Origin of the sequence: Bogoriella caseilytica, from assembly GCF_003752405.1 — a bacterium.
In the GTDB taxonomy this organism is placed as follows: Bacteria; Actinomycetota; Actinomycetes; order Actinomycetales; family Actinomycetaceae; genus Allobogoriella; species Allobogoriella caseilytica.
The window spans coordinates 2314088-2336810 of sequence record NZ_RKHK01000001.1 but is presented as its reverse complement, the minus strand read 5'-3'; the positions used below and the strand labels follow the sequence as shown (position 1 = coordinate 2336810).

Annotated in this window: 19 protein-coding genes; 7 read left to right on the top strand and 12 right to left on the bottom strand. The window is 71.3% G+C overall.

All coding sequences use genetic code 11. The annotated features are described in order from the left end of the window. Positions 1–85 precede the first annotated feature (85 nt). Both EDD31_RS10460 and EDD31_RS10455 read left to right on the top strand, forming a co-directional pair. Entirely contained in the window at positions 86–721 is a 636-nt protein-coding gene (locus tag EDD31_RS10460; protein WP_123304098.1) for a class I SAM-dependent methyltransferase, read from the top strand. Between the two features lie 68 nt (positions 722–789). Next, positions 790–1932, top strand: a complete 1143-nt coding sequence (locus tag EDD31_RS10455) for a phosphotransferase (protein ID WP_123305423.1) — start codon at positions 790–792, stop codon at positions 1930–1932. 9 nt (positions 1933–1941) lie between these two features. Here EDD31_RS10455 and EDD31_RS10450 read toward each other — a convergent pair whose 3' ends face one another. Continuing rightward, entirely contained in the window at positions 1942–5169 is a 3228-nt protein-coding gene (locus EDD31_RS10450; protein ID WP_123305421.1) for an ATP-dependent DNA helicase, read from the bottom strand. Further along, positions 5166–8471: an ATP-dependent DNA helicase gene (locus EDD31_RS10445; protein ID WP_170163272.1), complete on the bottom strand. Its 3306-nt coding sequence runs from the start codon at positions 8469–8471 to the stop codon at positions 5166–5168. The genes EDD31_RS10450 and EDD31_RS10445 overlap by 4 nt, the downstream gene beginning before the upstream one ends. A gap of 111 nt (positions 8472–8582) precedes the next feature. Here EDD31_RS10445 and EDD31_RS10440 point away from each other — a divergent pair, with 111 nt between their 5' ends. From EDD31_RS10440 to EDD31_RS10430, 3 genes are all read left to right on the top strand, one after another. After that, positions 8583–8810: a DUF3107 domain-containing protein gene (locus EDD31_RS10440; RefSeq protein ID WP_123304096.1), complete on the top strand. Its 228-nt coding sequence runs from the start codon at positions 8583–8585 to the stop codon at positions 8808–8810. Between the two features lie 230 nt (positions 8811–9040). Continuing rightward, positions 9041–10723 (top strand): DEAD/DEAH box helicase, encoded by a 1683-nt coding sequence (locus EDD31_RS10435; protein WP_123304095.1) that lies wholly within the window; start codon positions 9041–9043, stop codon positions 10721–10723. 42 nt (positions 10724–10765) lie between these two features. Then, a complete protein-coding gene (locus EDD31_RS10430) occupies positions 10766–11113 on the top strand; it encodes a hypothetical protein (RefSeq protein ID WP_123304094.1) in 348 nt (115 codons plus the stop codon). On the opposite strand, the gene EDD31_RS10425 is transcribed toward EDD31_RS10430, so the two are convergent. Next, positions 11110–11751 (bottom strand): MarC family protein, encoded by a 642-nt coding sequence (locus tag EDD31_RS10425; protein ID WP_123305419.1) that lies wholly within the window; start codon positions 11749–11751, stop codon positions 11110–11112. The genes EDD31_RS10430 and EDD31_RS10425 overlap by 4 nt on opposite strands. Before the next feature lie 2 nt (positions 11752–11753). After that, positions 11754–12617 carry a PHP domain-containing protein gene (locus EDD31_RS10420; RefSeq protein WP_123304093.1) on the bottom strand — a complete coding sequence of 288 codons (864 nt, stop codon included), beginning with the start codon at positions 12615–12617 and terminating at the stop codon, positions 11754–11756. A 248-nt stretch (positions 12618–12865) separates the two neighbouring features. Here EDD31_RS10420 and EDD31_RS10415 point away from each other — a divergent pair, with 248 nt between their 5' ends. Continuing rightward, entirely contained in the window at positions 12866–14437 is a 1572-nt protein-coding gene (locus EDD31_RS10415; protein ID WP_123304092.1) for an aminopeptidase P family protein, read from the top strand. A gap of 60 nt (positions 14438–14497) precedes the next feature. Here the strand turns inward: EDD31_RS10415 and EDD31_RS10410 are convergent, their stop codons facing one another. From EDD31_RS10410 to EDD31_RS14895, 4 genes are all read right to left on the bottom strand, one after another. Next, positions 14498–15028: a GNAT family N-acetyltransferase gene (locus EDD31_RS10410; protein WP_123304091.1), complete on the bottom strand. Its 531-nt coding sequence runs from the start codon at positions 15026–15028 to the stop codon at positions 14498–14500. Between the two features lie 130 nt (positions 15029–15158). Next, complete coding sequence (locus EDD31_RS10405) at positions 15159–16016, bottom strand: alpha/beta hydrolase (protein ID WP_123304090.1); 858 nt, start codon at positions 16014–16016, stop codon at positions 15159–15161. A gap of 197 nt (positions 16017–16213) precedes the next feature. After that, on the bottom strand, positions 16214–17053 hold the full coding sequence (locus tag EDD31_RS10400) for a sugar phosphate isomerase/epimerase family protein (protein WP_123304089.1): 840 nt from the start codon (positions 17051–17053) through the stop codon (positions 16214–16216). Continuing rightward, positions 17050–17838: a YflT domain-containing protein gene (locus EDD31_RS14895; RefSeq protein WP_211336107.1), complete on the bottom strand. Its 789-nt coding sequence runs from the start codon at positions 17836–17838 to the stop codon at positions 17050–17052. The genes EDD31_RS10400 and EDD31_RS14895 overlap by 4 nt, the downstream gene beginning before the upstream one ends. A gap of 120 nt (positions 17839–17958) precedes the next feature. On the opposite strand from EDD31_RS14895, the gene EDD31_RS10390 reads away from it, so the two are divergent. Further along, the gene (locus tag EDD31_RS10390) at positions 17959–19089 is read left to right on the top strand and encodes an Mrp/NBP35 family ATP-binding protein (protein ID WP_123305417.1); all 1131 of its coding nucleotides are present in this window, start codon (positions 17959–17961) and stop codon (positions 19087–19089) included. Positions 19090–19171: 82 nt separating this feature from the next. Here EDD31_RS10390 and EDD31_RS10385 read toward each other — a convergent pair whose 3' ends face one another. The 4 genes from EDD31_RS10385 to sigE all read right to left on the bottom strand — a co-directional run bounded on the left by EDD31_RS10385 (position 19172) and on the right by sigE (position 22709). After that, entirely contained in the window at positions 19172–19738 is a 567-nt protein-coding gene (locus EDD31_RS10385) for a twin-arginine translocase TatA/TatE family subunit (protein WP_123304088.1), read from the bottom strand. A gap of 72 nt (positions 19739–19810) precedes the next feature. Continuing rightward, a complete protein-coding gene (locus EDD31_RS10380; RefSeq protein ID WP_123304087.1) occupies positions 19811–21199 on the bottom strand; it encodes a S1C family serine protease in 1389 nt (462 codons plus the stop codon). Further along, positions 21196–22116 (bottom strand): anti-sigma factor family protein, encoded by a 921-nt coding sequence (locus tag EDD31_RS10375; protein WP_123304086.1) that lies wholly within the window; start codon positions 22114–22116, stop codon positions 21196–21198. The genes EDD31_RS10380 and EDD31_RS10375 overlap by 4 nt, the downstream gene beginning before the upstream one ends. Then, positions 22113–22709: an RNA polymerase sigma factor SigE gene (gene sigE, locus EDD31_RS10370; protein WP_123304085.1), complete on the bottom strand. Its 597-nt coding sequence runs from the start codon at positions 22707–22709 to the stop codon at positions 22113–22115. Before sigE ends, EDD31_RS10375 begins: the two co-directional genes overlap by 4 nt. Between the last annotated feature and the right edge of the window lie 14 nt (positions 22710–22723).

The window sequence follows — 22723 nt, the reverse complement described above, 5'->3', positions numbered from 1 at the left end:
CAACGGCTGGCTGATCGAATCATCGATCTTTGCCGAACCGGCAAAACCGCAACCAGAATCGGGATGCCCGGTGCACGATGAGCGCATGGATGATCTGCACGCCTCGCCGGCCGAATCGCCCGCCAGCTTCTGGGAGTCGAGGTACTCGAACGCTCCGCGGGTCTGGTCCGGCCGGGTCAATCAGGTGCTGGCTGACGTGGCCGCTCCTCTCCCGCCGGGCCGGGCGCTGGACCTGGGGTGCGGGGAAGGGGCGGACGCGATCTGGCTGGCACAGCAGGGGTGGAACGCCACCGGGATGGACATCTCTGCCACCGCCATCGCGCGCGCACGAGCGGCGGCAGCCCACGCGGCCGCGGGAGGCGCGCACTACCTCGTCTCCGACCTCTCCCAGCTCCCCTCCGGCGTCTACGACCTGGTTTCCGCGAGCTATTTCCACTCCCCCGTGGAACTCGCGCGCGTCGAGATCCTGCGGCGCGCCAGTGCGCTCGTCGCACCCGGAGGTCATCTCCTCGTCACCTCCCACGCCGATTTCCCGCCCTGGGCCGAGAAGCCGCATCACGACCACCACTTCCTCAATCCACAGGAGGAGATCGACCAGCTCGAGCTCGAGCCCGGCCAGTGGGAGATCGAGCTGGCCGAGACCCGGCCGCGCCAGGCCACCGGACCACAGGGCGAGCGCGCGACTCTGGACGACGTCGTGGTGCTGATCCGCCGCCGCTGAACCGGGCCTCGCCCTCCCCTCGGCGCGTGCACCGGGCAGCGCGGGGCACTCAGGCCTACCGTGACCCTGTGCCACGTTCGATGCTCGCTCTCGCCGCCCTCGCCACCTCAGCAGTGCCCGGCCTGGACGTGGTGGCCACGCGCCCGCCCCAGCTGACCACGAGCGAGTTCCAGAGCACCGGAGTACTAGACGGCAATGGCCGCGCCTGGGTGGTGCGCGCTCCGCTGACCGATGCTGCCGGTGCCGCGCTGGAGGCCGAGGCCGCGTTGCTGGTCCGCCTGGCTGAGGAGGTCTCCTCCGGGCGGCTGCCGTTCGCGGTGCCGCAACCGGCCGGTTTCGCCCAGCTGCCTGAGGGCGGGCGCGCCATGGTCCACCGCGCGCTCGTGGGCCGCGAGGTGCTGCTCGATGAACTGGACGGCGGCCCCCTGGCCGTGGATCTTGCCCGCGCCATCGCCGCGATCCATGAGCTCGACATCGCTCTGGTGGCCGAGCTCGGCCTGCCCGTCTACGACGCCGAGGCCTTCCGCAAACGCCGTCTGGCCGAGGTGGATGAGGCCTCACGCACTGGGCACGTGCCCGCGGCGTTGATCAACCGTTGGGAACGGGCGCTGGAGGACCTGCGGCTGTGGACCTTCGAACCGGTGGTGGTCCATGGCGATCTCGCTCCCGAACACGTGCTGGTCCACGACGGCGAAGTGAGCGCCATCCACTCCTTCTCGGCCGCACATGCCAGCGATCCGGCGGAGGACCTGGCCTGGTTGCAAGCCTCCGCCCCGGAGGACGCCCTGCCGATCATCGCTGAGGCCTATGCGGCCGCGCGCAGCGGCGCCGAGGATCCAGCCCTGATGGACCGTGCGCTGCTCGCCTCCGAACTCGCCCTGGCGCGTTGGTTGCTGCACGGCGTGCGCACCGAGGACGCCACGATCGTGGACGACGCCACGGCCATGCTGCGCACGCTGGAAGAGGACGTGGCCGACGCTCCGGAGATCGGCCGCAGCGAGCCGGCCGTGCACTGGGAGGTCGCTCCCGAGGAGGATGAACCGGCCGGTGACACGGACTCCGACGACGATCGCGTCGAGCACGCGGATCCCGACGAGGACCACGAAGCCGACCAGGCCACTGACCTGGAGGGCACCGCCCCGCACCGCATCGCCGGCCCAGCGGAAGAGACCGAGCAACTCCACCTCGGCGAACGGCTCGAGGATCGCTGAGGCCCGCGCTCAGTCCGGGCGCCCAGCCGCTACGGCCAGGCGCTCGACGATCTCATCCTCGGTGAGCATCCCGGCGTAGATCGGCTCGTCATGGCCGATGTACTGGAAGGCGGCCCGCACCTGCTCCAGCGGCACCTGACGCTCGCGCGCCCATGCGAGGCGGTACAGCGCCAGCTGCATCTCCTTGACCGCGAGCTCCTGCGCGTCCACGGGCGGGCGTCCGGTCTTCCAGTCCACCACGATGAAGCCGCCGGGATGTTCGTGGTCGGGGAAGACGGCATCGATCCGGCAGCGCACGATGGTGCCGCCCACCGGCGTGAGCAGGTCGGTCTCAATGGCCACCGGGGTGCGCTGCGCCCACGGGGAGGCCGCGAAGTGCTCGCGCAACTGCACCAGGTCCGCATCGGAGGGGACGGCCTCCTCCACGCCGCTGATGATGTCCTCGGCATCGATGAGCGCGGCGCGGTGGTAGTACTCCTGGATCCAGGCGTGGAAGCGGGTGCCGCGGCGCGCGCCCACAGTGGGCTTGGCGGGCACCGGGCGGCGGCGCTGCAGAGCGAAGCCCGCCGGATCAGACATCAGCGACATCATGGCCGAAGCGGAGAGCCGGCCCGCGATGGCGACCTCCTCGGGCTCGCGGGTGTCGCGCTCAGCCAGGAGTAGCCGCGCCTCGGCCCGCCAGCGATCGACCACCGGGTCGCGCGAGTCCTCGGAGAGTTCCGCCGGCTCTGCGCTCAGCACGGCACGGGCGGCCTTCTCCACCGCCGGACGGCGCGCGCCAAGCACATCCGGTACCCACTCGGCCCGTTCGGATTCCAGGGCAGGGTTCTCCGCCCCGTCCTCGGGCGCCTCGGCCCAGGGCCGGCACTCGTCAGCGAGACGGCTCGCGGCGAGGAGGAACCGAGACGGCGGAAGCGGGGTCTTGCCGGCGCGGAAGTGCGATGCGGACACCAGCATCGCCCGCTTGGCCCGGGTGAGGGCCACGTACGCCAGGCGGGTCTCCTCGCTCAGGCGGTGCGCACCGGCGGCCTGCCGGAACTCCTCCCGGGCCGCTGCGACGTCCTGGTGCGTGGCGGCGCCCGCCACGTCCAAGGAGGGCAGGTCGGCGGCGTCCTGCCGCAGCGGGTAGGGAAGCTCGCCGATCGAGGTCAACCAGGCGTTGTCGGTGACGGAGAGGTCGTCCTGGGGTTTCGAGGCGTAGTTCGGAAACTGCTTCTCCACCAGCCCGGGCACGGCCACGACGTCCCACTCCAGGCCTTTGGCGGCGTGGATGGTCAGGAGCTGAACCACATCGGTCTCCGGCTCGTCCTCGGCGATGTCCGCGCCCTCCAGGCCGCGCTCATGCTCAGTGGCGGCGTCGAGCCAATCCAGGAAGGCCCCGAGCGTGGGGCGCAACGCCCCGGCTGCGGCGTCCTGGGCGTAGCCGGCGGCGACCTCGGCGAAGGCGTCGAGCCGGCTGCGCCCCGCAGGGCCGTAGCGCGCGGTGAGTTCGAGATCCACGCCGAGGATCTGCTCGGCTGCCCGCACCAGCTCAGGGAGCGCCAGCTGCGTAAGACCTCGGAGCCGGCGCAGCTGCCCGGCGAGCCGGAGCACACGCTCGGTCGCTGCGGCGGACAGGCCGCCGGCTTCGGCCTCGGCGCTGGTGAGCGCATCGAGGGCCTCTACCAGGGGCACCTCCCGGCCCAGCGAGCGGGCGAATCCGGCCAGGGCGTGCAGGTCGGCCGCGCCCAGGTTCAGCGAGGTGAGCAAGCGCACGAGCTGGTCCCCGCGCCCGGCGTCGTCGATGACGCGCAGGGCTGCGCGCAGGTCGAGGACCTCCGGGCAGGTGAGCAGGCCGCCCAGGCCCAGCACCCGGTAGGGCACGCCGCGGGCTTCGAAGACCTCGATCAGGGGGCGAAACTGGGCTCGGTTGCGGCACAGCACCGCGGCGGTGTCTTGGCCGCGCCGCCAATGCTGCTCCAGAAAGGCAGCGACCTCCTCGGCCTCCTCGGGCTGGGTGGAGGCCAGCGCAGCACGCACGTGACCGGGCCCGGCGCCGGGGCGCGCCGTCAGCTCCCGCACCGCGAAAGGGCTGGTGGCGCGCAGCGGTGCGGCCACGGCATTGGCCAGGCGGAGGATCCCGTGGTCGTTGCGCCAGGCGGTGGTCAGGTCGAGCGTGGGCGCCGGGGCGCCGTCGGCGGTGGTGAACTGCTCCCGGAAGCGCTTGAGTGAGGCCGCTGAGGCGCCGCGCCACCCGTAGATGGCCTGGTTCGGGTCCCCCACCGCCGTCACCGAGTGCCCGGACTCACCCGAGGCGGTGCCGAAGAGGTGGGAGAGGAAGTCCAGCTGGGCCACGGAGGTGTCCTGGAACTCGTCCAGCAACACCACCCGGTAGGCGTGACGCAGCTGCGCACCGGCCTCGGGCACCTGGCGGGCCACGCGTGCGGCGAGCGCCACCTGGTCGGCGAAGGTCACCAGCCCCAGTTCCCGCTTGCGCTGCTCCACCGCCTCGACCAGATCGAGCAGCTCGCGACGCTCGGCCAGGGCGCTGATCGCGGCGGCGACGTCCTTGGCCGGCCCTTTGCTCCGAGACCCCGGCGCCGGGGACTTGGCGCTCAGGTCGGTGAGCAGATCCTCAAGGAGCTCGCGGGCGTCGGCGATGCTCAGCACGTTCTCGGTGACTCCGGCTGCCAGGCCCAGCAGCGCCGTGGTCAGGGCCGGGGCCTTGCGGGTGGTGGCGAGGTCGTCCTGCCAGGACCGCAAGGCCCGGTCAGCCAGCTGCCAGGCCCCGGCGTCGGTAAGCAGGGCGGCGTCCGGGTCACCGCCCACCCGCAAGGCATGCTCGGCGGCAACCGCCGCAGCAAAGGAGTTGTAGGTGGAGATCTCCGGTTGGTGGGCCAGCGCGTCCTGGTCGGCCTCGCCGCCCTCGATCTCGGCGATGCGCTGCTGGAACCGGCTCAGCCGGGCACGGATGCGCTGGGACAGCTCCGCAGCCGCCTTGCGGGTGAAGGTCAGCCCCAGCACCTCCTCGGGCCGGACCACGCCGTTGGCCACCAGGTAGACCACCCGTGCCGCCATGGTCTCGGTCTTGCCCGAGCCGGCCCCGGCCACGACGAGCACAGGGCCGTGGCCGGCGCGGATGACCTCCTCCTGCTCAGCGGTGGGGGGGTGCTGGCCCAGGATCTCCGCGATCCGTCTAGGGCTGTAGGTCTCGGGCACAGCGCTCGTCGAGGCCGCTCCGGTAGGGCTGCTGGTCATGACGTCACCCGCGCCCCGTCGGCCTTGGCCGGGCACAGCGTCACGAAAGGGCAGGTGCGGCAGTGTTTGCCGGGCGTGGCCGCGAAGTGGGCGCCGCCCATCGTCTCCGCGGTCTGCGCGATGAGCTGGTGGGCCCAGGAATCCGGGCCGTCCAAAGCCGGCTGGCCGCGCTCGGGTGCCTTCCTCTGGCCGGTGCCGAGATAGACCAGGCGTGCCCCGCCGGCACGTAACCCCGGGAAGGCGCCGGCCTCCGCCGCCACCTGGTAGGCGCCGAGCTGGGGGTGCTCGGGGGCCTCGGTTTGGGAGATGGCCGTGCCGGAGGTCTTCAGGTCCACCACGCGCACCAAGCCGGCCTCCAGATGCTCGACCCGGTCCACGGATCCGCTCAGGTGCGCGCGGCCGACGTCCACGCGGAACCGTTTCTCCGTCTCGACTTCGCCGGGCACCTGGGCGATGTACCCGGCGTAGTGCTCGAGCATGGCCTCGGCCCGGGCCCGTTCGGCGCGGGCGAGCCAGCCGTGCCCGAGAGCAGGAGCCATGCGCGGCCACTTCTCCTCGAGCGCCACACGCAGCTGCTCGATGGGTGAGTGCGGGTGTTCTTCGGCGATCTCGTGGATGAGCGTGCCGAGATCCTGGTGCACCGAGCCCTCCTCGTGCCCCGCGGCCTCGGTGAGCATCCAGCGCAACGAGCAGTCCCGCACCCGCTCCACCGCCGAGGGGCGGATGCGCACGCGCTCGCCCGGTTGGGCCAGCGGCGCGACCGAGCTCGGCGCGGGCAGCCCGGCCCAGCTCCCCGGATCCGCTCCCGGCACCCCCTCAGCACGCAAGCGGGCCAGGAGGGCCGCGGCCTCGGTGCGGCGGGTGCGCGAGGTGCCCGGTTCGGTCAGGGCGTGCCGGAGTTCAGCCACCAGGGACCGCAGATCCAGGGAGGTCACCGGCGGTTCGGGCCGCTGCTCCGGCGCAGCGAGCTCGAAGAAGACCGAGGGGCGGGTCTCGTCATCGAGGACGGCCGTCAGCACCAGCTGGCGGCGCGCCCGGGAGGTGGCGACCGCGAACATGCGCAGCTCGTCGTCCAGCACCGCGCGGCGGGCCGCGGCGTAGTCCCGGCTACCCCGACCGGAGACCAGGTCCATGAGCAGGCCCGACGCCAGCGCGGTGTCCCGCAACCGCAGATCGGGCCAGACGTCTTCCTGCAGACCGGCGACCACCACCAGATCCCACTCCCGCCCGGCGGCGCCGGCGGCGGTGAGGATCTCCACGCTCTCGGCGCGCACGCCCTGGGCCGCGAGCGAGTCGGCGGGTAGTTCCTGACTGCGCAGGTGCTCCAGGAAGTCCGCGGCCCGCGCCCCGGGAGCGCGCTCGGTCCACTGCTCCGCCGCCTGGAAGAGCGCCATGACGGCGTCCAGGTCCGCGTCGGCGCGCTGCCCGGCGGCGCCACCTCCAAGGGCCTGGCGACGCCAGTGCTCGGCCAGCGACAGTGCCTGCGGCGGCTCAGCCGACGATTCCTCCGGCGCCGGCGGACCACTGCGAGCCTGGCGCGGGGCCTGGGCGGCATCCCACAGCGCCCACAGCGCCGTCTCCGCGCCAGCGCCGGGGCGTTCCAGCTCGGTGCGCGCGGCGCGCAGGAGCCTCGAGATCTGCTGCATGGGCCGGGCCGCCTCGCGCAGCGCCTCAGCAGCATCGTCCTCGCTCACTGCCGCGCCCTCCAGTGCGCGCGCTTGCAGCAGCTCGTCCAGCGGATCCGCGCTGCTCAGTAAGGCGGCCAGTACCTCGTCGATGGCGCGCCCCTCGGCCAGTGGGGTGAGCCGCACCTGACGGCGCAGCCGGCGCAACCCGATGGCATCGGCGCCCCCCAGTGGCGAGACCAGCAGCTCGGCGGCGTCCTCGCCGGAGACCTCCCGTCCGCCGAGCTGGGCGAGGGCGACGTCGAGCGCCAGCAGCAGCGGACGCACGGCGGGTTCCTCATGTAGCACTCGCGGCAGGGTCTGACCGCTGGCGGGGATTCCCCAGGAACGCAAGAGCCGCTGCACGCGCCGGGCATGGCCGGCGGATCGCGTGATCACGGCCATCTGTGCCCAGGTGCGGCCTCCCGCCAGGTACTCCGACCGCAGCCGCCGAGCGATCCACGCCCCCTCCTGAGCTGCGGACCCCACCACCGCGGTGGTGAGCGCACCGGAGTACCCAGCGCCCTGCGGGCCGGCGGCATCCGTCTCGGGCTGGACCTCGGCGGCGCCGGCCGACCGGTGGCGCGCCACCGCGCGGGTGGAGATCGCGCGGGTGATGCGCTGGCTGAACTCGCGCAGCTGCGCGCCCTGACGGTGCACCTGCTCCAGATCGATGCGCGCGGCCGAGAAGCCGCCCAGCTCGGCGGCGGTCTCCGCCCGGCCGATCAGGTCGGGCATCCCGCCGCGGAAGCCCTGCACGCCGGCGTCCGGGTCGCCGAGCAACACCAGTTGCGCGCCATCGGCTGCCAGGATGCGCAACAGGCGAGCGGTGGCGACCGTGGCGTCCTGATAGTCATCCACGATCACGGTGGACCAGCGCGGGCGCGGGGCCCGGGGTACCTCGCTCTCCCAGGCGCCGAGCGCCTCGGCGGCCTCGGAGATCAGCCGGGAGCTGTCGAACATCTCCCCGCGATCGGCGGGCACGGCCTGCAAGGTGGTGTTGTCCAAGTATTCGCGCAGCACATGCGCCCCCGCCCGCCACTCCGGACGGTCGTGACGTGCTCCCAGCTCGTCGAGCTGCTCGGGGCTCAATCCCAGCTCGGCGGCGCGCATGAGTAGATCACGCAACTCGGCCCGGAAAGCCGGCAAGGCCAGGATCTCCGGGCCGATCCACTCCGGCCAGGGCACGTGCGCCCCCGCGCCGGCGCGGTGCCCCTCAAGCAGATCGGCGAGGATACGGTCCTGATCGGGGCCGGTGATCAGCAGCGGATCGGGTTCACCCCGTTCATGCGCGCGCAGGGTCAGCAGGGAGTGGGCGAAGGAGCCGGGCGTGCGCACCAGTAGCGCGCTCGAGGTCAGGCCCAGGCGGCGGGCTGCGGCTTCCTGCGCGGCATCGGCGGCGCGCCGGTTCTGCGCGAGCATGACCGCGCCGTACTCACCGCGCTCAGGATCAGGCTGAAGGGCGCGCGCCCGCTCGATGAGCAGGTGCAGCGCGGTGGTGGTCTTGCCGGTGCCGGGGGCGCCCACGATCAGCACGTGCCCGTCGTCCGCGCCCCAGGTGGCCGCACGCTGCTGTGCCGGATCGAGGGCAGGGGCAGCGGCCGGAGCAGGCGGAAGTACCGGTCGCAAGCTGGCCATGACCAGCACCCTGCCACAGGCCGGCGACATGGCCGGACGGCCCCGATCCGCTCATGGCATAACTCCCCTACCTGTGCCGCGCATGCGCGGACCGCCGCCTAGGATGGCGGTATGCAGATCACGATTGGCATCAAGCACTCTCAGCGCGAGCTGACCCTCGAGACCACCGAGACGATCGAGGCAGTGCGCGCCAAGGTCGACGAGGCCACCGCCGCCGAGACACCCCTGGTGCTCAGCGACGACAAGGACCGTCAACTCATCGTGGACCCGGAGTCCATCGCCTACATCGAGCTCGACCCGGCCAAGGAGCAGCGCCGCGTGGGCATCGGCCTGGCCTGAACCACACCCCCGCAGGCCGCGGGCGGTGACGCCATGACGCACCGCTCCTCGACGAGCGGGCGCTAGGCGTTACCCTGGGGGGACCAAACGGTTGCCCGGTCGTCTCGCAGCCCGATGCCGCTCACCGCGGCGCTTCTTCCACGATCGGCTGCCGACGCCTCGCGCGAGGCCGCCGCTCTGCCCAGTCGGAGCCGTGACGGCGCGCGCCCCAACCGGAGGTTCGCCCCCGAATGACCGATCAGAGCACCGAGACCGCCACCGGCGTCCTCGACACCACCAATGCCGCCATCCCCGTCTCCGACGACGTCGCTCCCGACGTCGCCGAGAAGCTCACCGTCGCCGAGCTCGAGGAGAAGACCTTCGCCGATTTCGGCGTCGTCGAGGACATCGCCGGCGCGCTGCGCGACGTGGGCATCACCCACCCCTTCCCCATCCAGGCCCTGACCTTGCCAGTGGCGCTGAGCCGCCAGGACATCATCGGCCAGGCCAAGACCGGCACGGGCAAGACCCTGGGCTTCGGCCTGCCGTTGCTGCAGAACGTCGTCTCCCCCGGCGAGGACGGGTGGGACGAACTCGCGAACCCGGGCAAGCCCCAGGGCCTGGTGGTCGTCCCCACCCGTGAACTCGCCAAGCAGGTGGCCGAGGACCTCGCCACCGCCTCGCGCCGCCGCTCCCTGCGCATCGTGCAGGTCTACGGAGGCCGCGCCTACGAGCCGCAGATGGAAGCCCTGGCCGCCGGCGCCGAGGTGGTCGTCGGCACCCCCGGGCGTCTGATCGACCTGATGAAGCAGCACGTCCTCGATCTGCGCTCGGTGCGCACCGTCGTGCTCGACGAGGCCGACGAAATGCTCGACCTCGGCTTCCTCCCTGACGTCGAGACCCTGCTCGCCGCCACCCCGGCCACGCGCCACACCATGCTTTTCTCCGCCACCATGCCGGGCGCCGTGGTCGCGATGGCCCGCCGTTACATGAGCCGGCCCACGCATATCCGCGCCCAGGACCCGGACGACCAGGGCGCCACGGTCAAGGACACCCGCCAGGTGGTCTACCGTGCGCACGCGCTGAACAAGGTGGAGATGCTCTCGCGCATCCTGCAGGCCGAGGGCCGCGGACTGACGATCGTCTTCACTCGCACCAAGCGCACCGCGGCAAAGGTCTCCGACGAGCTCGCCGAGCGGGGCTTCGCCTCGGCCGCGATCCACGGTGACCTGGGCCAGGGCGCCCGTGAGCAGGCCTTGCGCGCCTTCCGCACCGGCAAGGTCGACGTCCTTGTGGCCACCGACGTCGCGGCCCGCGGCATCGACGTCGACGACGTCACCCACGTGGTGAACTACCAGTGCCCCGAGGACGAGAAGACCTACCTCCACCGCATCGGCCGCACCGGCCGCGCCGGCAACACCGGCACGGCCGTGACCTTCGTGGACTGGGATGACCTCCCCCGGTGGGGCCTGATCGACAAGGCCCTCGGCCTCGGTAACCCCGCCCCCGTGGAGACCTACCACACCTCTCCCCACCTCTACTCAGACCTCAACATCCCCGAAGGCACCACCGGACGCTTGCCGCGCTCGGCTCGCACTCGTGCCGGCCTGGGTGCCGAGGAGGTCGAAGACCTCGGCGAGACCGGCGGGCGTGGCGGCTCGGGTGGCCGTAACGCCGGCGGACGCGGACGCGATGGTGGCCGCGGCGGCTCCGGCGGCCGCGGTGGGTCCGGCGGACGCGGCGGCTCCGGCGGACGCGGCCAGGGCCGCCGTGGCGGATCGAGCTCGAGCGCTCCGAGTAGTCAGAACGGCAACGCCGGTCGCTCCACTCCGAGCACCTCCGAGCCCACCGGCGACGGCCAGCGTCGCCGCCGCCGTCGTCGCCGCTCGGGTGGCTCAGGCGCGCAGAACCCCGGCGGTTCGTCCGAGGCCTGAGCTTCCGGCCGGACGACGTCGAGGCGTCTGACCGGATCGCGTATGAACACCGTCGAGAATCTGCTCAGTCGCCTCTCTGGCTCGATCACACTACTCAGCGTCGACGAAGAGGTTCAGGCGTACCGCTGGGCACTTCGCCCCGGGGTGCGCGTGAAGCTTCTACTCAGCGAGCAGGGCGTCAAAGAGCGTCACGCCCGGATCGTGGCTGGGAGTCCCACCGGGGCCTTCGGGCCGAGCGTCTCAGCTGAGGAGGCTGGCTGGCGCCTGTTGTCCGTACACCTCGAAGAGGACGCAGAGACCGGTGATGGGAGCCGGTCCGCGTGCTCCGCGAACGTTGATAGGCCGGCTCCGGACGGCATCGCGCCGTCCGGAGCCGCCCGCGCGGCCTAGAGCTCGGCGTCGATGAAGGCGAAAACGGCGTCGGCCATGAGCTGGACCGCGATGGCTGCGAGGAGCAGACCGGCCAGCCGGGTGACCAGGGTTGTGCCACCTTCGCCGAGCACCCGGTGCACGGTGTTCGCGAAGCGCAAGGCCAGGTAGATGCACAGGTGGACCGCCACCAGGGCGATACCGATCGCCACGCGGGGCGCCGCTGTGCCGTCGGATTCCTGCACGGCCAGCATGGCCGCGACGATGGCACCTGGGCCAGCCAGCAGCGGGGTGCCCAGCGGCACCAGCGCCACGTTCAGCGGCCCCTTTCCCTCGGCGATCTCCCCGGTGGGCTCCGGGCGGCTGCCCCAGCCCATCAGGAGTTCCAGGGCCACCAGCAGCAACAGCAGACCGCCCGAGAGCTGCAGCGCTGGCAGCGAGATGCCCAGGAATCCGAGGATGTACTGCCCGAAGAGGGTGAAGACCAGGATGACCGAAAACGCCACCAGCGTGGCGTGCAGCGCTGCGCGCCGCCGCTGCGCCGCGGTAGCGCGCGGGGTCAGCGCGAGGAAGACCGGCACAGTCCCGAGCGGGTCCATGATCACGAAGAGCGTGAGGAAGGTCGTGGCCAGCAGGGTGAGGTCGACGACGTCGTGGATGGTCATGGCCGCACCACCTTCAGACGACCTGCTGCTTCGATCTGCTCGAACACCGCGGGCTCGGTGAGATTCTCGCCGAGCCGGTTCGGCTTACCGGCGCCGTGGTAGTCGCTCGAGCCGGTGCAGGCCAATCCGAGCGCAGTGGCCAGCGCGGTGAGCTGAGCGCGCTCGGCTGCCGTGTGATCGCGGTGATGGACCTCCAAGCCCATCAGACCGGCCTCGGCCATCTCGGCGATGGCCGCATCCGAGACCACCCGGCCGCGCACCCCGGCACGGGGGTGGGCAATCACCGGCACGCCACCTGCTTCCAGGACCGCCTCGATGACCTCGGTGGCTTCGGGGGCGTAGTAGCGCACGTAGTAGGCGGTGCGTGGAGTGAGCACCGAGGCGAAGGCTTCGGCGCGGTCCTCGACCACACCGGCCACCACGAGAGCGTCGGCGATATGTGGGCGCCCGATGGTGGCGCCGTCGGCGGTCTGGGCGCGCACGTCCTCCCAGGTGATGGGGTAGTCCTCGGCGATCCGGTTGACCATCTCCTCGGCCCGGATCAGGCGCGAGGCGCGCGAGCGCTCAAGCTCCTGGGCGAGCGCCGGATGCGCGGGGTCGTGCAGGTAGGAGAGCAAGTGGACCGAGAGACCCTCGGCCTTGCATGAGATCTCCGTGCCCCGCACCAGGGCCACGCCGGTGCGCGGGACGGCCGCGGCCGCTTCGGCCCAACCACCGGTGGTGTCGTGATCGGTCAGGGCGACAACGTCCAGGCCGGCGATTGCTGCGGACGCCATCAGAGCGGACGGCCGCTGGGTGCCATCCGAGACGGATGAATGGGTGTGGAGATCGATCCGCCGGTCGGAGTCAGCTGCAGGCACCCGCTCATCGTAGAGCCCGGCGTGATGGCTGCTCGAGGAGCGGGGGCGTGGAGTGCCGCGCCCGCCCTCAGAAGCCTCCCGCCCCCCTCCGCGTTTGTGCTCAGCAGATGTCGGAATGGCGGGCCCGGCGGGAGCTGAGAGCGACGTCTACTGCGCACAATCGCGAGGTGGTGGCGCGCGCTGCGCCGGGAACCCTGGGAGGGTCCCCGGGGGCTCGCGCGGCGCCTGCGGGATGCGATCATGGCGGCATGACTGACCAGCACACCGCCGAGACCGCTGCCAGCACCGATTCCGAGGACCAGCCGCTGGAGGAACGCGGCTCCAACCGCTCCCAGCGGCCGAGTTCCCCGGCCTTCCGCGCCTTCATCGCCGAGGGGTGGGCTGAGCGGCCAGGCGGACTGCCCGAGCGCTCTGCCGCGGCTGACTTTGCCGCCGAGCGCCGGGCGGCGATCGGCCGGCTCTTCCCCGGCGAACGCCTGGTCATTCCCGCCGGGGAGTTCAAGACCCGCTCGAACGACACCGACTACCGCTTCCGCCCGCACACCGCCTTCGCGCACCTGACCGGCCTGGGCAAGGACGAGGAGCCCGACGCCGTCCTGGTGCTGCACCCGGTCGACGGCGCGGAGGCCGGTAGCGCCGACTCCGAGGCTCCCACGCACGACGCCGTGCTCTACTTCCGCCCCCGCGCCGGCAAGAACACCGAAGAGTTCTATGCCAACGCCCGCTACGGCGAGCTGTGGGTGGGTGAGCGCCCCTCGCTCGCCGAGGTCTCCGCCGTCACCGGGCTGCGTGCCGAGCACATCGAGACCCTGCCCGACGCGATCGCCAAGGACGTCGGCGCCGGGCATGTCTCGGTCCGCGTGGTCCCGCAGTCGGATGCGTCCGTCGAGGCGCAGGTGGCCGAGGTGCGCCAGCAGGCCGGCATGAGTGAGACCGCGGCCGAGGCCGACGCGGAGCTGGCCACTTCCCTGTCGGAGCTGCGGCTACGTAAGGACCCCTTCGAGATCGAGCAGATGCGCGCGGCCGTGAACGCCACCGGTCGCGGCTTCGCCGAGATCATCCGCAACCTGCCCCGTGCCGTCACTCACCCGCGCGGCGAGCGCGTGGTCGAGGGCGCCTTCGAGGCTCGTGCCCGCGAGGAAGGCAACGGCGTCGGTTACGACACCATTGCCGCCTCCGGCAATCACGCCAACACCTTGCACTGGATCCGCAACGACGGCCAGGTCCGGCCGGGCGAGCTGATCCTGGTGGACGCCGGCGTGGAGGTCGATTCGCTCTACACCGCCGACATCACCCGCACCATCCCGGTCGATGGCCGTTTCACCGAGCCGCAGCGCAAGGTCTACCAGGCTGTGCTCGACGCCGCCGACGCCGCCTTCGAGCGCGCCGGCCAGCCCGGCACCCGCTTCCGCGAGGTACACGCCGCCGCCATGGAGGTGATCGCCGCCCGCTTGGAGGAGTGGGGCATGCTGCCGGCCAGCGCCGCGGAATCCCTGACCCCCGAGGGCCAGTTCCACCGCCGCTGGATGGTCCACGGCACCAGCCACCACCTGGGCATGGACGTGCACGACTGCGCCCAGGCCCGCCGCGAGATGTACCTCGAGGCGCCGCTCGAGCCCGGTATGGTCTTCACCATCGAGCCGGGCCTGTACTTCCGGGCCGATGACCTCAAGGTGCCCGAGGAGTTGCGCGGTATCGGGGTGCGCATCGAGGACGACGTCCTCGTCCGCGAGGACGGCTCGATCGAGAACCTCTCAGCGCATATCCCCCGCCGGGTGGAGGACATCGAGGCGTGGATCGCGGATCTGCGCGCGGAGTGAGCCGCGGGCCAAGCGGATGCCCGGTCCGCGCTGTGTGCGAATCGGTTGCCGATCTCGCCCTCATAGGGGCGGGATCGGCAACGAATGTGGCTCGTCCCTCGCTGTCGTGCCGGCGAGGTCCTTGAAGTAGCGGGCCACTGGCCAGCGCTGGAACCCGGTGCCCTCGTATGCCCGGCGGGCGGGTGCGTGGCCGGGGTCGTCGCCCGTCTCGGCCATGATCATGCGCATCCCGGCGGCGCGCGCCGTGCTCTCTGCCTGCTGCAGGAGCGCGCGCCCGATTCCCTGGCCATGGAAGTCGGGGTCGGTGGCGAGCACGTAGACCTCGCCCATGGCGTCCTCGGCATGCAGACGTGTGCACACCCACCCGCGAGGTTCGCCGTCGACCAGCGCGACATGGATGTTGTCGGGCTCTCCATCAAGAAGCGCTCCAAGATCCTCCGCCTGACGCTGACGCCATCCGGCCGGGTAGAAGGATTCGTACACGAAGGCGGGGACTGCCGATTCCAACTGGGCGAAGACGGGCTCCCAGGTCCGCAGCGACAGTGACAGCAGGGCTTCGCGATGACTCGCACGGTAGGCGACGATGTCCATCCCGCGACGGTACGAGACCACGTGCGCCGGTGCACGGCCTTCCGGCGCCGTGGGTCAGGACCTTCGGACGCCGGGTCCTGAGCGGCCGTCTCCAATTGGGTCAAGAGAGCGGCGGCTCTTGGACCTGATCTCAGTGGGGCAGGGGATCCTCGGACCATAGCCATCTCAGCGCGTCGGGCAGGAGTACGCCGCCGTGGTTCGGGCTGGGCCCGCCGTCGCCGGTCACCAGCCTGGTGTCGTACCCGGCCCGAGCGAAGGCCGCGGCTGTCTCGAGATTCTCGGCGAACCAGTTGTCCCGGCGCGAGTTCCAGTTCAGGTCGCGGTGGGCCGCGTGCAGGAAGACCCGTATCGGCCGACGTGGCTCGCTCGCCAGGAGCGCGGGGTACGGATTCCCGCCGGGTATCTGGGCGAAGCTGGCGTTGAAGGCGATCACCCTGCCGATGCCATCGGGCCGGCACCACGCCGCGGTCACCGCCGCATTGCCTCCGCTGCTGCCCCCGCAGATCCCGCGCTGGCTGGGGTCCGCTGAGACCCGATGACGCGCCTCGACCAGGGGCAGAACCTCTTCCAGTAAGAAGCTGCCATAGTTCTCGTCGAAGGCGTCGTACTCCGCGTTGCGATGCTTCGTGGTGACGCCATCGACGTCCACGACTCCCGGGTCGACGAAGACACCGATCATCGGAGGCAGGTGGCCGGCCGCGGCGAGGTTGTCGAGCACGACGGCGCCGCGCACCTCTCCCTCCGGGTCCAGGTACCACCACCCGTCATTGAAGAACATCACCGCGCACTCCTCGTCTGGCGAGTTTCCGACCGGACGATGCACCCAGATGCGCCGCCGCGTGCCCGGGAAGCGATCACTGCCATCGATCCAGATCTCTTCAGTGAGGCCGGGCTCCACAGGCGCGCGCAGCAAGGAGTCCGGGCCGTGTTCGTAGGACACGTCGCTCTGAGACACGGGCAGGGCCTGAAAGGGCATGCGGGTCGTCATGACCCGACCCTAGGGCTCTCCGGCGGGCCGACGGCGAGGTATGGATGGCATCCCTGCGCGCGGAGTGAGCCGCGGGCCAGCCGGGTACCCGATCCCACCGTTCGAGCAGATCGGTTGCCGATATCGCCCCTATAGGGGCGTGATCGGCAACGAACCGGCCCGCGAGAGGCAACGAACCGGCTGGGGCGAGCGCCAGGTCAGCGCTCCAGGACCGACTGCCCGAGGTGCTCGCGAGCGAAGGCGAGCGAATCGGCCAGCGCCGTGCGCCGCGCCACCGAGGACCTCCCCCGGGTGTTCAGCTCCACCACCACGGAGCCGCCGAATCCCCGCTCGGCCAGGCGGCGCAGCACCTCGTCGCAGGGTTGATTGCCCTGCCCGGGGGGCCAGTGCTCGTCCTTGAAGTTCGGGCTGCCGTCGCACAGATGCAGGTGCGCTAGCCGGTCGCCGAGCTGATCGACCATCGCGAGGGTTTCCTCAGGGCTGTACCCGGCCGTGGCGGAATGCGAGAGGTCGAGGGTCACCGAGCCGTAGTCGTGCTCGAGCGGATCCCACCCCGGGGCGTAGGCCTGGATGCTTCGCTCACGCCATCGCCCCGTCTTGGCCCGCCAGGGAAACATGTTCTCCACGGCCAACCGCATGCCGTCGAGCCGCTCACGCTCGGCGATCGCTCCCACGAAGTTCTCCGCATAACGGCGTTGCCAGATGAAGGGCGGGTGGATGACGACCGTCTCCGCCCCCACGTGGTGGGCGAGTTCTGCGGCGCGGTCGACCTTGTCCCAGGGATCGGAGCCCCACACGTTCTGCGTGAGCAGCAGGGTGGGGGCGTGGATCGCGAAGATCGGCAGCTCGTAGCGCTCGGAGAGCTCGCACAGGCCGTCGCCGTCCCGCGAGAGCGGGTCAGCCAGCACCATGACCTCCACGCCGTCGTAGCCGAGGTCGCGTGCCGCCTGGAAGGTCGCTTCGATCCCGCCGGGATAGACCGAGGACGAGGACAGCCCCACCGGAATCCGCCGGACAGGTTCGGGCGCAGCGCTCATCGGGGGCTGTCGGTCCGGTCCTGGGGCGCTTCAGGCTCCGCGGCCGGGCTCGCGCCGGGTTCGAGATCCTCGTAGCGCAGGCCGTATCGGGGCCGTTCACGCTTCTCGCCCACCGCGCCGGGGCGGGGCGCTGGAGGCCGGCTCTCGGCGGGCTGCTCTGCCGGTGCGTCACTGGCTTCGGGGGTAGATCCGCTCGCCGGGGCCGTCTGTCCGTACGGACCAGGCTGACCCGGCGCAGCGGGCTGGGCACCTGCCGAGGGAGCCGGCACGGCGGTCTGGGCGGCCTTCTGACTCACGCGCCCGGCGTGGCCGCCCTGGGTGAGCAGCCTGCTTGCCTCGCCCGCGCTCTGCGGATCGCACAGAATCGCGTAGCGCGAGGCGACCACCTGACTGGCGGAGGTGAAGTCCCGCTTGCCGCCGGTCATGGCGTAAGAGACGACGGCGAAGAGGATGCCGAAGGCCGCGCCGATGAGCACACCGGCCAGGACCGGGAAACCGCCATCGGGAGTGAAGAGATACATGAGCAGCGAGATCAGCAGGCCGAACCACGCGCCGGTCATCGCGCCGGCCAGAGCCACGCGTGGATAGTTCAACCGGCCGGTGATGCGCTCGACCATGCGCAGGTCGGTGCCCACGATCGTGACCTGCTGGACGGCGAAGGACTCATCAGAGAGGTAGTCCACCGCCTTCTGTGCCTCGAGGTAGGTGCCGTAGGAGGCGATCTCCGACCCAGTGGGCAGGGTGGGGACCATGGTGGGCTGACGTTGACTTCCGGGCAGGGCCATACGCTGATCATCCTCTGCGCCGGGCTGTGACGCCAACGACTTCGCGCAGCGCGTAGTCCGTGGCCCGCCCCACCTTCCCGCGCCCGCATGGAAGGGCCGCTCGCGCCTACGATGGAGGGCATGAGTGCCCCCACTGTGGAACGCGTTGAGGCCGAGCTCGAGAAGGTCATCGACCCCGAGATCCGCCGCCCCATCACCGAGCTGAAGATGGTCCGCTCGGTCGAGGTCGCTGAGGGCGGCACCGTGGTGGTCGGCATCGACCTGACCACATCCGGATGCCCGCTGAAGGACACCATCACCAAGGACGTGAAGAACGCCGTCTCCCATCTTGAGGGCGTCAGCGCCGTCGAGGTGGAGATGGGCGTGATGAGCGAGGAGCAGCGCAAGGAACTGCGCTCGTTTCTGCGTGGCGGCGCCGCCGAGCCGGAGATCCCCTTCTCGAAGCCCGGGTCGCTCACCCGCATCTACGCGGTCACCTCCGGCAAGGGCGGGGTGGGCAAGTCCTCGGTGACCGCCAACCTCGCGGCCTCCATGGCCGCCGAAGGACTGAAGGTGGGTGTGGTCGACGCCGACATCTACGGCTTCTCCATCCCCCGCATGCTCGGGGTCACGCACTCCCCCACCAAGGTCGATGACATGATCCTGCCCCCGGTGGCCAAGGACGTGAAGGTCATCTCCATCGGGATGTTCACCCAGGGTGGGCGCCCCGTGGTCTGGCGCGGCCCCATGCTGCACCGCGCCCTCCAGCAGTTCCTCTCCGACGTGTTCTGGGGCGATCTGGACGTGCTGCTGCTGGACCTGCCCCCGGGCACCGGCGACATCGCCATCTCCGTGGCGCAGATGCTGCCGAACTCCGAGATCCTCGTGGTCACCACCCCGCAGGTGGCGGCGGCCGAAGTGGCTCAGCGCGCCGGCATCATCGCCGAGCAGACCAAGCAGCGGGTGGTCGGGGTGGTAGAGAACATGTCCTGGCTCGCCCAGCCCGACGGCTCGCGCGTGGAACTCTTCGGCTCCGGTGGCGGCCAGCGAGTCTCGGAGGAGCTCAGCAAGGAGCTCGGCTACGACGTACCGCTCCTGGCCCAGGTGCCACTGGAGATGGCGCTGCGCGAGGCCTCGGACACCGGCACGCCGCTTGTGCTGCGTGAGGAGGACTCTCCCGCCACCGAGTCGCTGCGCTCCCTCTCGCGCACCCTCTCGCACCGCTCCCGCGGCCTGGCGGGCCGCTCCCTGGGCATCTCCCCGGTCGGCTGAACGCCCACTACCAGGCGAGCGCTGGGCGCTCGCTTGGGTGGGCGCTGGGCTCGTCTACAGAGCGCTGGACTCAGCCGCAGGCTCAGGTCGCTTCGGCGTCGAAGGGCACGACATAGCCCGCCTCGCCGTGGCGCGGGCGCGCCGGTGCGGTCCGGTTCGAGGCTGTGGGCGAGCCCTTCGAGTTCCGCGCTGGACGCGATGCTGCACTCGCTGCCGTTCCGCCCGCGGCGGCTCCCGCCGCGCGTGCTGCGCGGCCAGCACTCGCACCGCCGGTAGCGCCCGCGGCCGAACCTGAGCCCGCGGCCGAACCTGAGCCCGCGGCCGCCCCGGTGGCGGTACCTGACTCCGTAGCCGAGGTCCGCGCGGCACGGCGGGCTGCTGCCCCGGCCGACGGCCGGCGCGGCTCGTCAGCCAGCGCTTCGCGCACGATGCGGCGCGGGTCGTACTGGCGCGGATCGAAGTTGGCGAGTTCCTCGTACTCCTCGCCCAGCTCCTCCTGGACCTTCTCGCGCGCGCCCACAGCGATCTGCTTGACCTCGCGGGTGACCCGGGCCAGCTGCTGGGCAAGTTCGGGCAGCTTCTCCGGGCCGATCACCAGGAGAGCAATCACGATGAGGATCAGCAGCTCTGACCCATTGATCCCGAACACAGCTACAGACTAGGCCCTGCGGGGAGGGCGGCGGAGACAGTCAGCGGACGCTTCGGCCCCGAGGAGGGCCGTCTACTCGCTGATCTGCTCGTCCAGGACGACGGTGACGTACTCGATTCCTGAGCCGGAGCGCACGCCGAGCACGACCTCATCACCCGGGGCGCGGGCGCGAATCGCCACGATCAGTTCGTCCGGTGCCGTCACCGGGCGGCGGTCGATCGAGATGATGATGTCTCCCGGCTCGATTCCGGCCCGTTCCGCCGGACCGTCCGGTACCAGCGGCGGTCCGCCCTTGGACTCCTCGGTGACCACCTGCACCCCCTCACCGGTGTAGGTGGGGTCCAGCATGACGCCGATGACCGGGAAGGTGGCGTGACCGTCCTCGATGATCTGCTCACTGGTCCGGCGCACCTGGCTCGCGGGAATGGCAAAACCCAGGCCGATACTGCCGGCGCTCGCCGCATTGCCACCGTGCGCAATCGCGGTGTTGATGCCGATGACCTCGCCGTCGGCATTGATCAGCGGGCCACCGGAGTTACCGGGGTTGATCGCGGCGTCTGTCTGGATCGCGTTGATGAACGTGGTCTGATCGCCGCCACCGGCCCGCACGGGCCGGTTGAGCGCGGAGATGATGCCTGAGGTCACGGTGCCTTGCAGACCCAGTGGTGCGCCCACGGCCACCACGGGATCGCCCACCTGCACAAGATCGGAATCGGCCAGGGCCAAGGGTTCGAGCCCGTCCACCTCAACCCGCAGGACGGCGAGGTCGTAGTCCACCGTGGAACCGACCACCTCAGCCTGCTCCTGGCTGCCGTCCGCGAAGGTGACCACGATGGAGCCGCCACCGGATGCCGGGGCGATCACGTGATGGTTGGTCACGATGTAGCCGTCCTCGCGCAGCACCATCCCGGTACCGGTGCCGCCTTCCCCGCCACCCAGTGCCTGGATGTACACGGTCGAGGCCAGCGAACTCTCGGCGATGTCTGCTACCGATCCGGCCGTCCCGCCCGGATTCGAGGACGGCAAGGTCTCGCTCTGCGCCGCCTCTGACTGGCTGAGGATGAGCTGCTGCGCGCCCGCGCCCAGCAGCAGACCGCCGAGCAGGCAGATCACCATGAGCAGCACCGCCACCGCGAGGGAGACGCTGCGCCGCCGACCGGGAGCGCGGTGACTGACCGGGGCGGATCCTGCCGGGTAGTCGCCTGGTGGCGGAGGGGCGTGGGGGTCAGCCGGGGCCGGTTGCAGTCGACCGGCGCCCGCCGGCTGGCCACCGGAATCGGCTCCGGCCGCGGGCTGGCCGCTGTGTTCCGTGCCGGCATCCTGCGGCTCGCCGCCACTGGGCGTTCCCCCGGGCAGCACGTACCCGCCAGGCGTGGGTGAGGCGGCGTAGTCCTGACGGGGCCGGGAGGTCAGCCACGGCGGCGGGGACGACGGTGGCCCACCCGTGGGCTGGTCGCTCATCGGCTCTGCACCAGCTGGTCGGTCCAGCGCAGCAAGGCCTGCCACCCTTCGATCAGCTTCCCGGTGACGGCGTGGGGGCGCTCCACCGGCATGCCCTCGGCGATCTCCGCCACGAGGTTGCGGTTCTCGGTGCTGGTGATCACGACCACCGTGTGCGAGCACTGCAGCACCAGCGTGAAGCCAGGCCCGGGCAGCTGATGCGCGACGCCGTCGCCGAGCTCGACCTCGGGGTAGCGGCTCAGCTCGGACTCCTCGACGATGCCGCGCTGCGCGATCAACGTGGCCGTCCGACCCCGATGGGTGACCTCGGCGAGCAGCACGTCCTCACCCTGCTCCACGATGGTGCCGAGCACGCGCAGCTCGGCTCCCTCGGGGAGACGGTCGGGCGCGGGCCAGTCGTTCTGTTCCAGCCAGCTGATGCCCGCCTGGGTCTGGGTGGCGGCGGGGAAGCCGAGCGCGGCCACTCCGGACTCCGGCGTCGGGAACTGCACGGGCAACAAGCTCGCTCCCGAGCTCTGGCTGAGCAAGGTGTCGGGGTCACCGGAGCGCTGGAATGCGGTACCGATCACCACGAGCAACACGATGAGGCTGGCCGCACCGGCCATGGCCGCGCCGCTGCGCGCCACCAGGCGGCGCCGGCTAGGCCGGTCGGACCAGGTGCGGGCGACCGCGTTGCCCAGGCCCACCTCCGGGGCCGGGATCGGCTGGGAAGCCACGCCCATCAGGCGGTGGGTGAGATCGGGGGGAAGGGGGAGGTCGCCGGTCTCCGTCAGTGTGCGACGCAGCGCTCGTTCGGCGGCGAGCGCCTCGCGGCATTGCGGGCAGACCGCCAGGTGCTCCGCCGCGCGCTCGGCGGCCTCAGGTCCGAGGCGGCCATCGGCCAGTGCGGTGATCTCCTCATGCAGATGCGCGCTCATCCCACCTCCGCCCGTGTCGATCCAGGCCCGCCGACAGCACCTGCTGCCGGTGCCGAGGGTGCCCCCGCCGCAGCGGGACGGCGATGCGCGAGCTGCTCGCGCAGCAGTGCCCGTGCGCGATGAATGCGGGAACGGACGGTGCCGAGCTTGACGCCCACCGTGGCCGCGATCTCCTCATAGCTCAGACCTTCGATGTCGCAGAGCACCACGGCCACGCGGTACTTCGGCGGCAACGCGGCGAGTGCGGCCTGGATGTCCAGATCGAGATTGCCGTGCTCAAAGCCGCGCTCCGGCTCGTGGGCGTCGTGCGCGGCGGGCAGACGCTCACCGGCTTCACCTAGCGGGTCGAAGCGCAGCCGGGAACGGCGCCGAGCCTGGTCGAGGAACAGATTGGTGGTAATCCGGTGCAGCCAGCCTTCGAAGTTCCCCGGCTGGTAGGAGTGCAGGGAGCGGAAGACGCGGACGAAGGTTTCCTGGGTGAGATCCTCGGCATCAGCGACCGAGCCAGTGAGGCGGTACGCCAGCCGGTACACCCGCGGCGAGTGCTCGCGGACAATGTCTTCCCAGTCGAGCACGCCCAAGCCTTCGTCCATTCTGGGCCCTCCTC

Excerpts from the sequence above, each read along its gene's own strand:
- EDD31_RS10460 (WP_123304098.1), top strand. The coding sequence starts at position 86 with ATGGATGATCTGCACGCCTCGCCGGCCGAATCGCCCGCCAGCTTCTGG.
- EDD31_RS10450 (WP_123305421.1), bottom strand. The coding sequence starts at position 5,169 with ATGACCAGCAGCCCTACCGGAGCGGCCTCGACGAGCGCTGTGCCCGAG.
- EDD31_RS10445 (WP_170163272.1), bottom strand. The coding sequence starts at position 8,471 with ATGGCCAGCTTGCGACCGGTACTTCCGCCTGCTCCGGCCGCTGCCCCT.
- EDD31_RS10440 (WP_123304096.1), top strand. The coding sequence starts at position 8,583 with ATGCAGATCACGATTGGCATCAAGCACTCTCAGCGCGAGCTGACCCTC.
- EDD31_RS10435 (WP_123304095.1), top strand. The coding sequence starts at position 9,041 with ATGACCGATCAGAGCACCGAGACCGCCACCGGCGTCCTCGACACCACC.
- EDD31_RS10430 (WP_123304094.1), top strand. The coding sequence starts at position 10,766 with ATGAACACCGTCGAGAATCTGCTCAGTCGCCTCTCTGGCTCGATCACA.
- EDD31_RS10415 (WP_123304092.1), top strand. The coding sequence starts at position 12,866 with ATGACTGACCAGCACACCGCCGAGACCGCTGCCAGCACCGATTCCGAG.
- EDD31_RS10410 (WP_123304091.1), bottom strand. The coding sequence starts at position 15,028 with ATGGACATCGTCGCCTACCGTGCGAGTCATCGCGAAGCCCTGCTGTCA.
- EDD31_RS10405 (WP_123304090.1), bottom strand. The coding sequence starts at position 16,016 with ATGACGACCCGCATGCCCTTTCAGGCCCTGCCCGTGTCTCAGAGCGAC.
- EDD31_RS10400 (WP_123304089.1), bottom strand. The coding sequence starts at position 17,053 with ATGAGCGCTGCGCCCGAACCTGTCCGGCGGATTCCGGTGGGGCTGTCC.
- EDD31_RS14895 (WP_211336107.1), bottom strand. The coding sequence starts at position 17,838 with ATGGCCCTGCCCGGAAGTCAACGTCAGCCCACCATGGTCCCCACCCTG.
- EDD31_RS10390 (WP_123305417.1), top strand. The coding sequence starts at position 17,959 with ATGAGTGCCCCCACTGTGGAACGCGTTGAGGCCGAGCTCGAGAAGGTC.
- EDD31_RS10380 (WP_123304087.1), bottom strand. The coding sequence starts at position 21,199 with ATGAGCGACCAGCCCACGGGTGGGCCACCGTCGTCCCCGCCGCCGTGG.
- EDD31_RS10375 (WP_123304086.1), bottom strand. The coding sequence starts at position 22,116 with ATGAGCGCGCATCTGCATGAGGAGATCACCGCACTGGCCGATGGCCGC.
- sigE (WP_123304085.1), bottom strand. The coding sequence starts at position 22,709 with ATGGACGAAGGCTTGGGCGTGCTCGACTGGGAAGACATTGTCCGCGAG.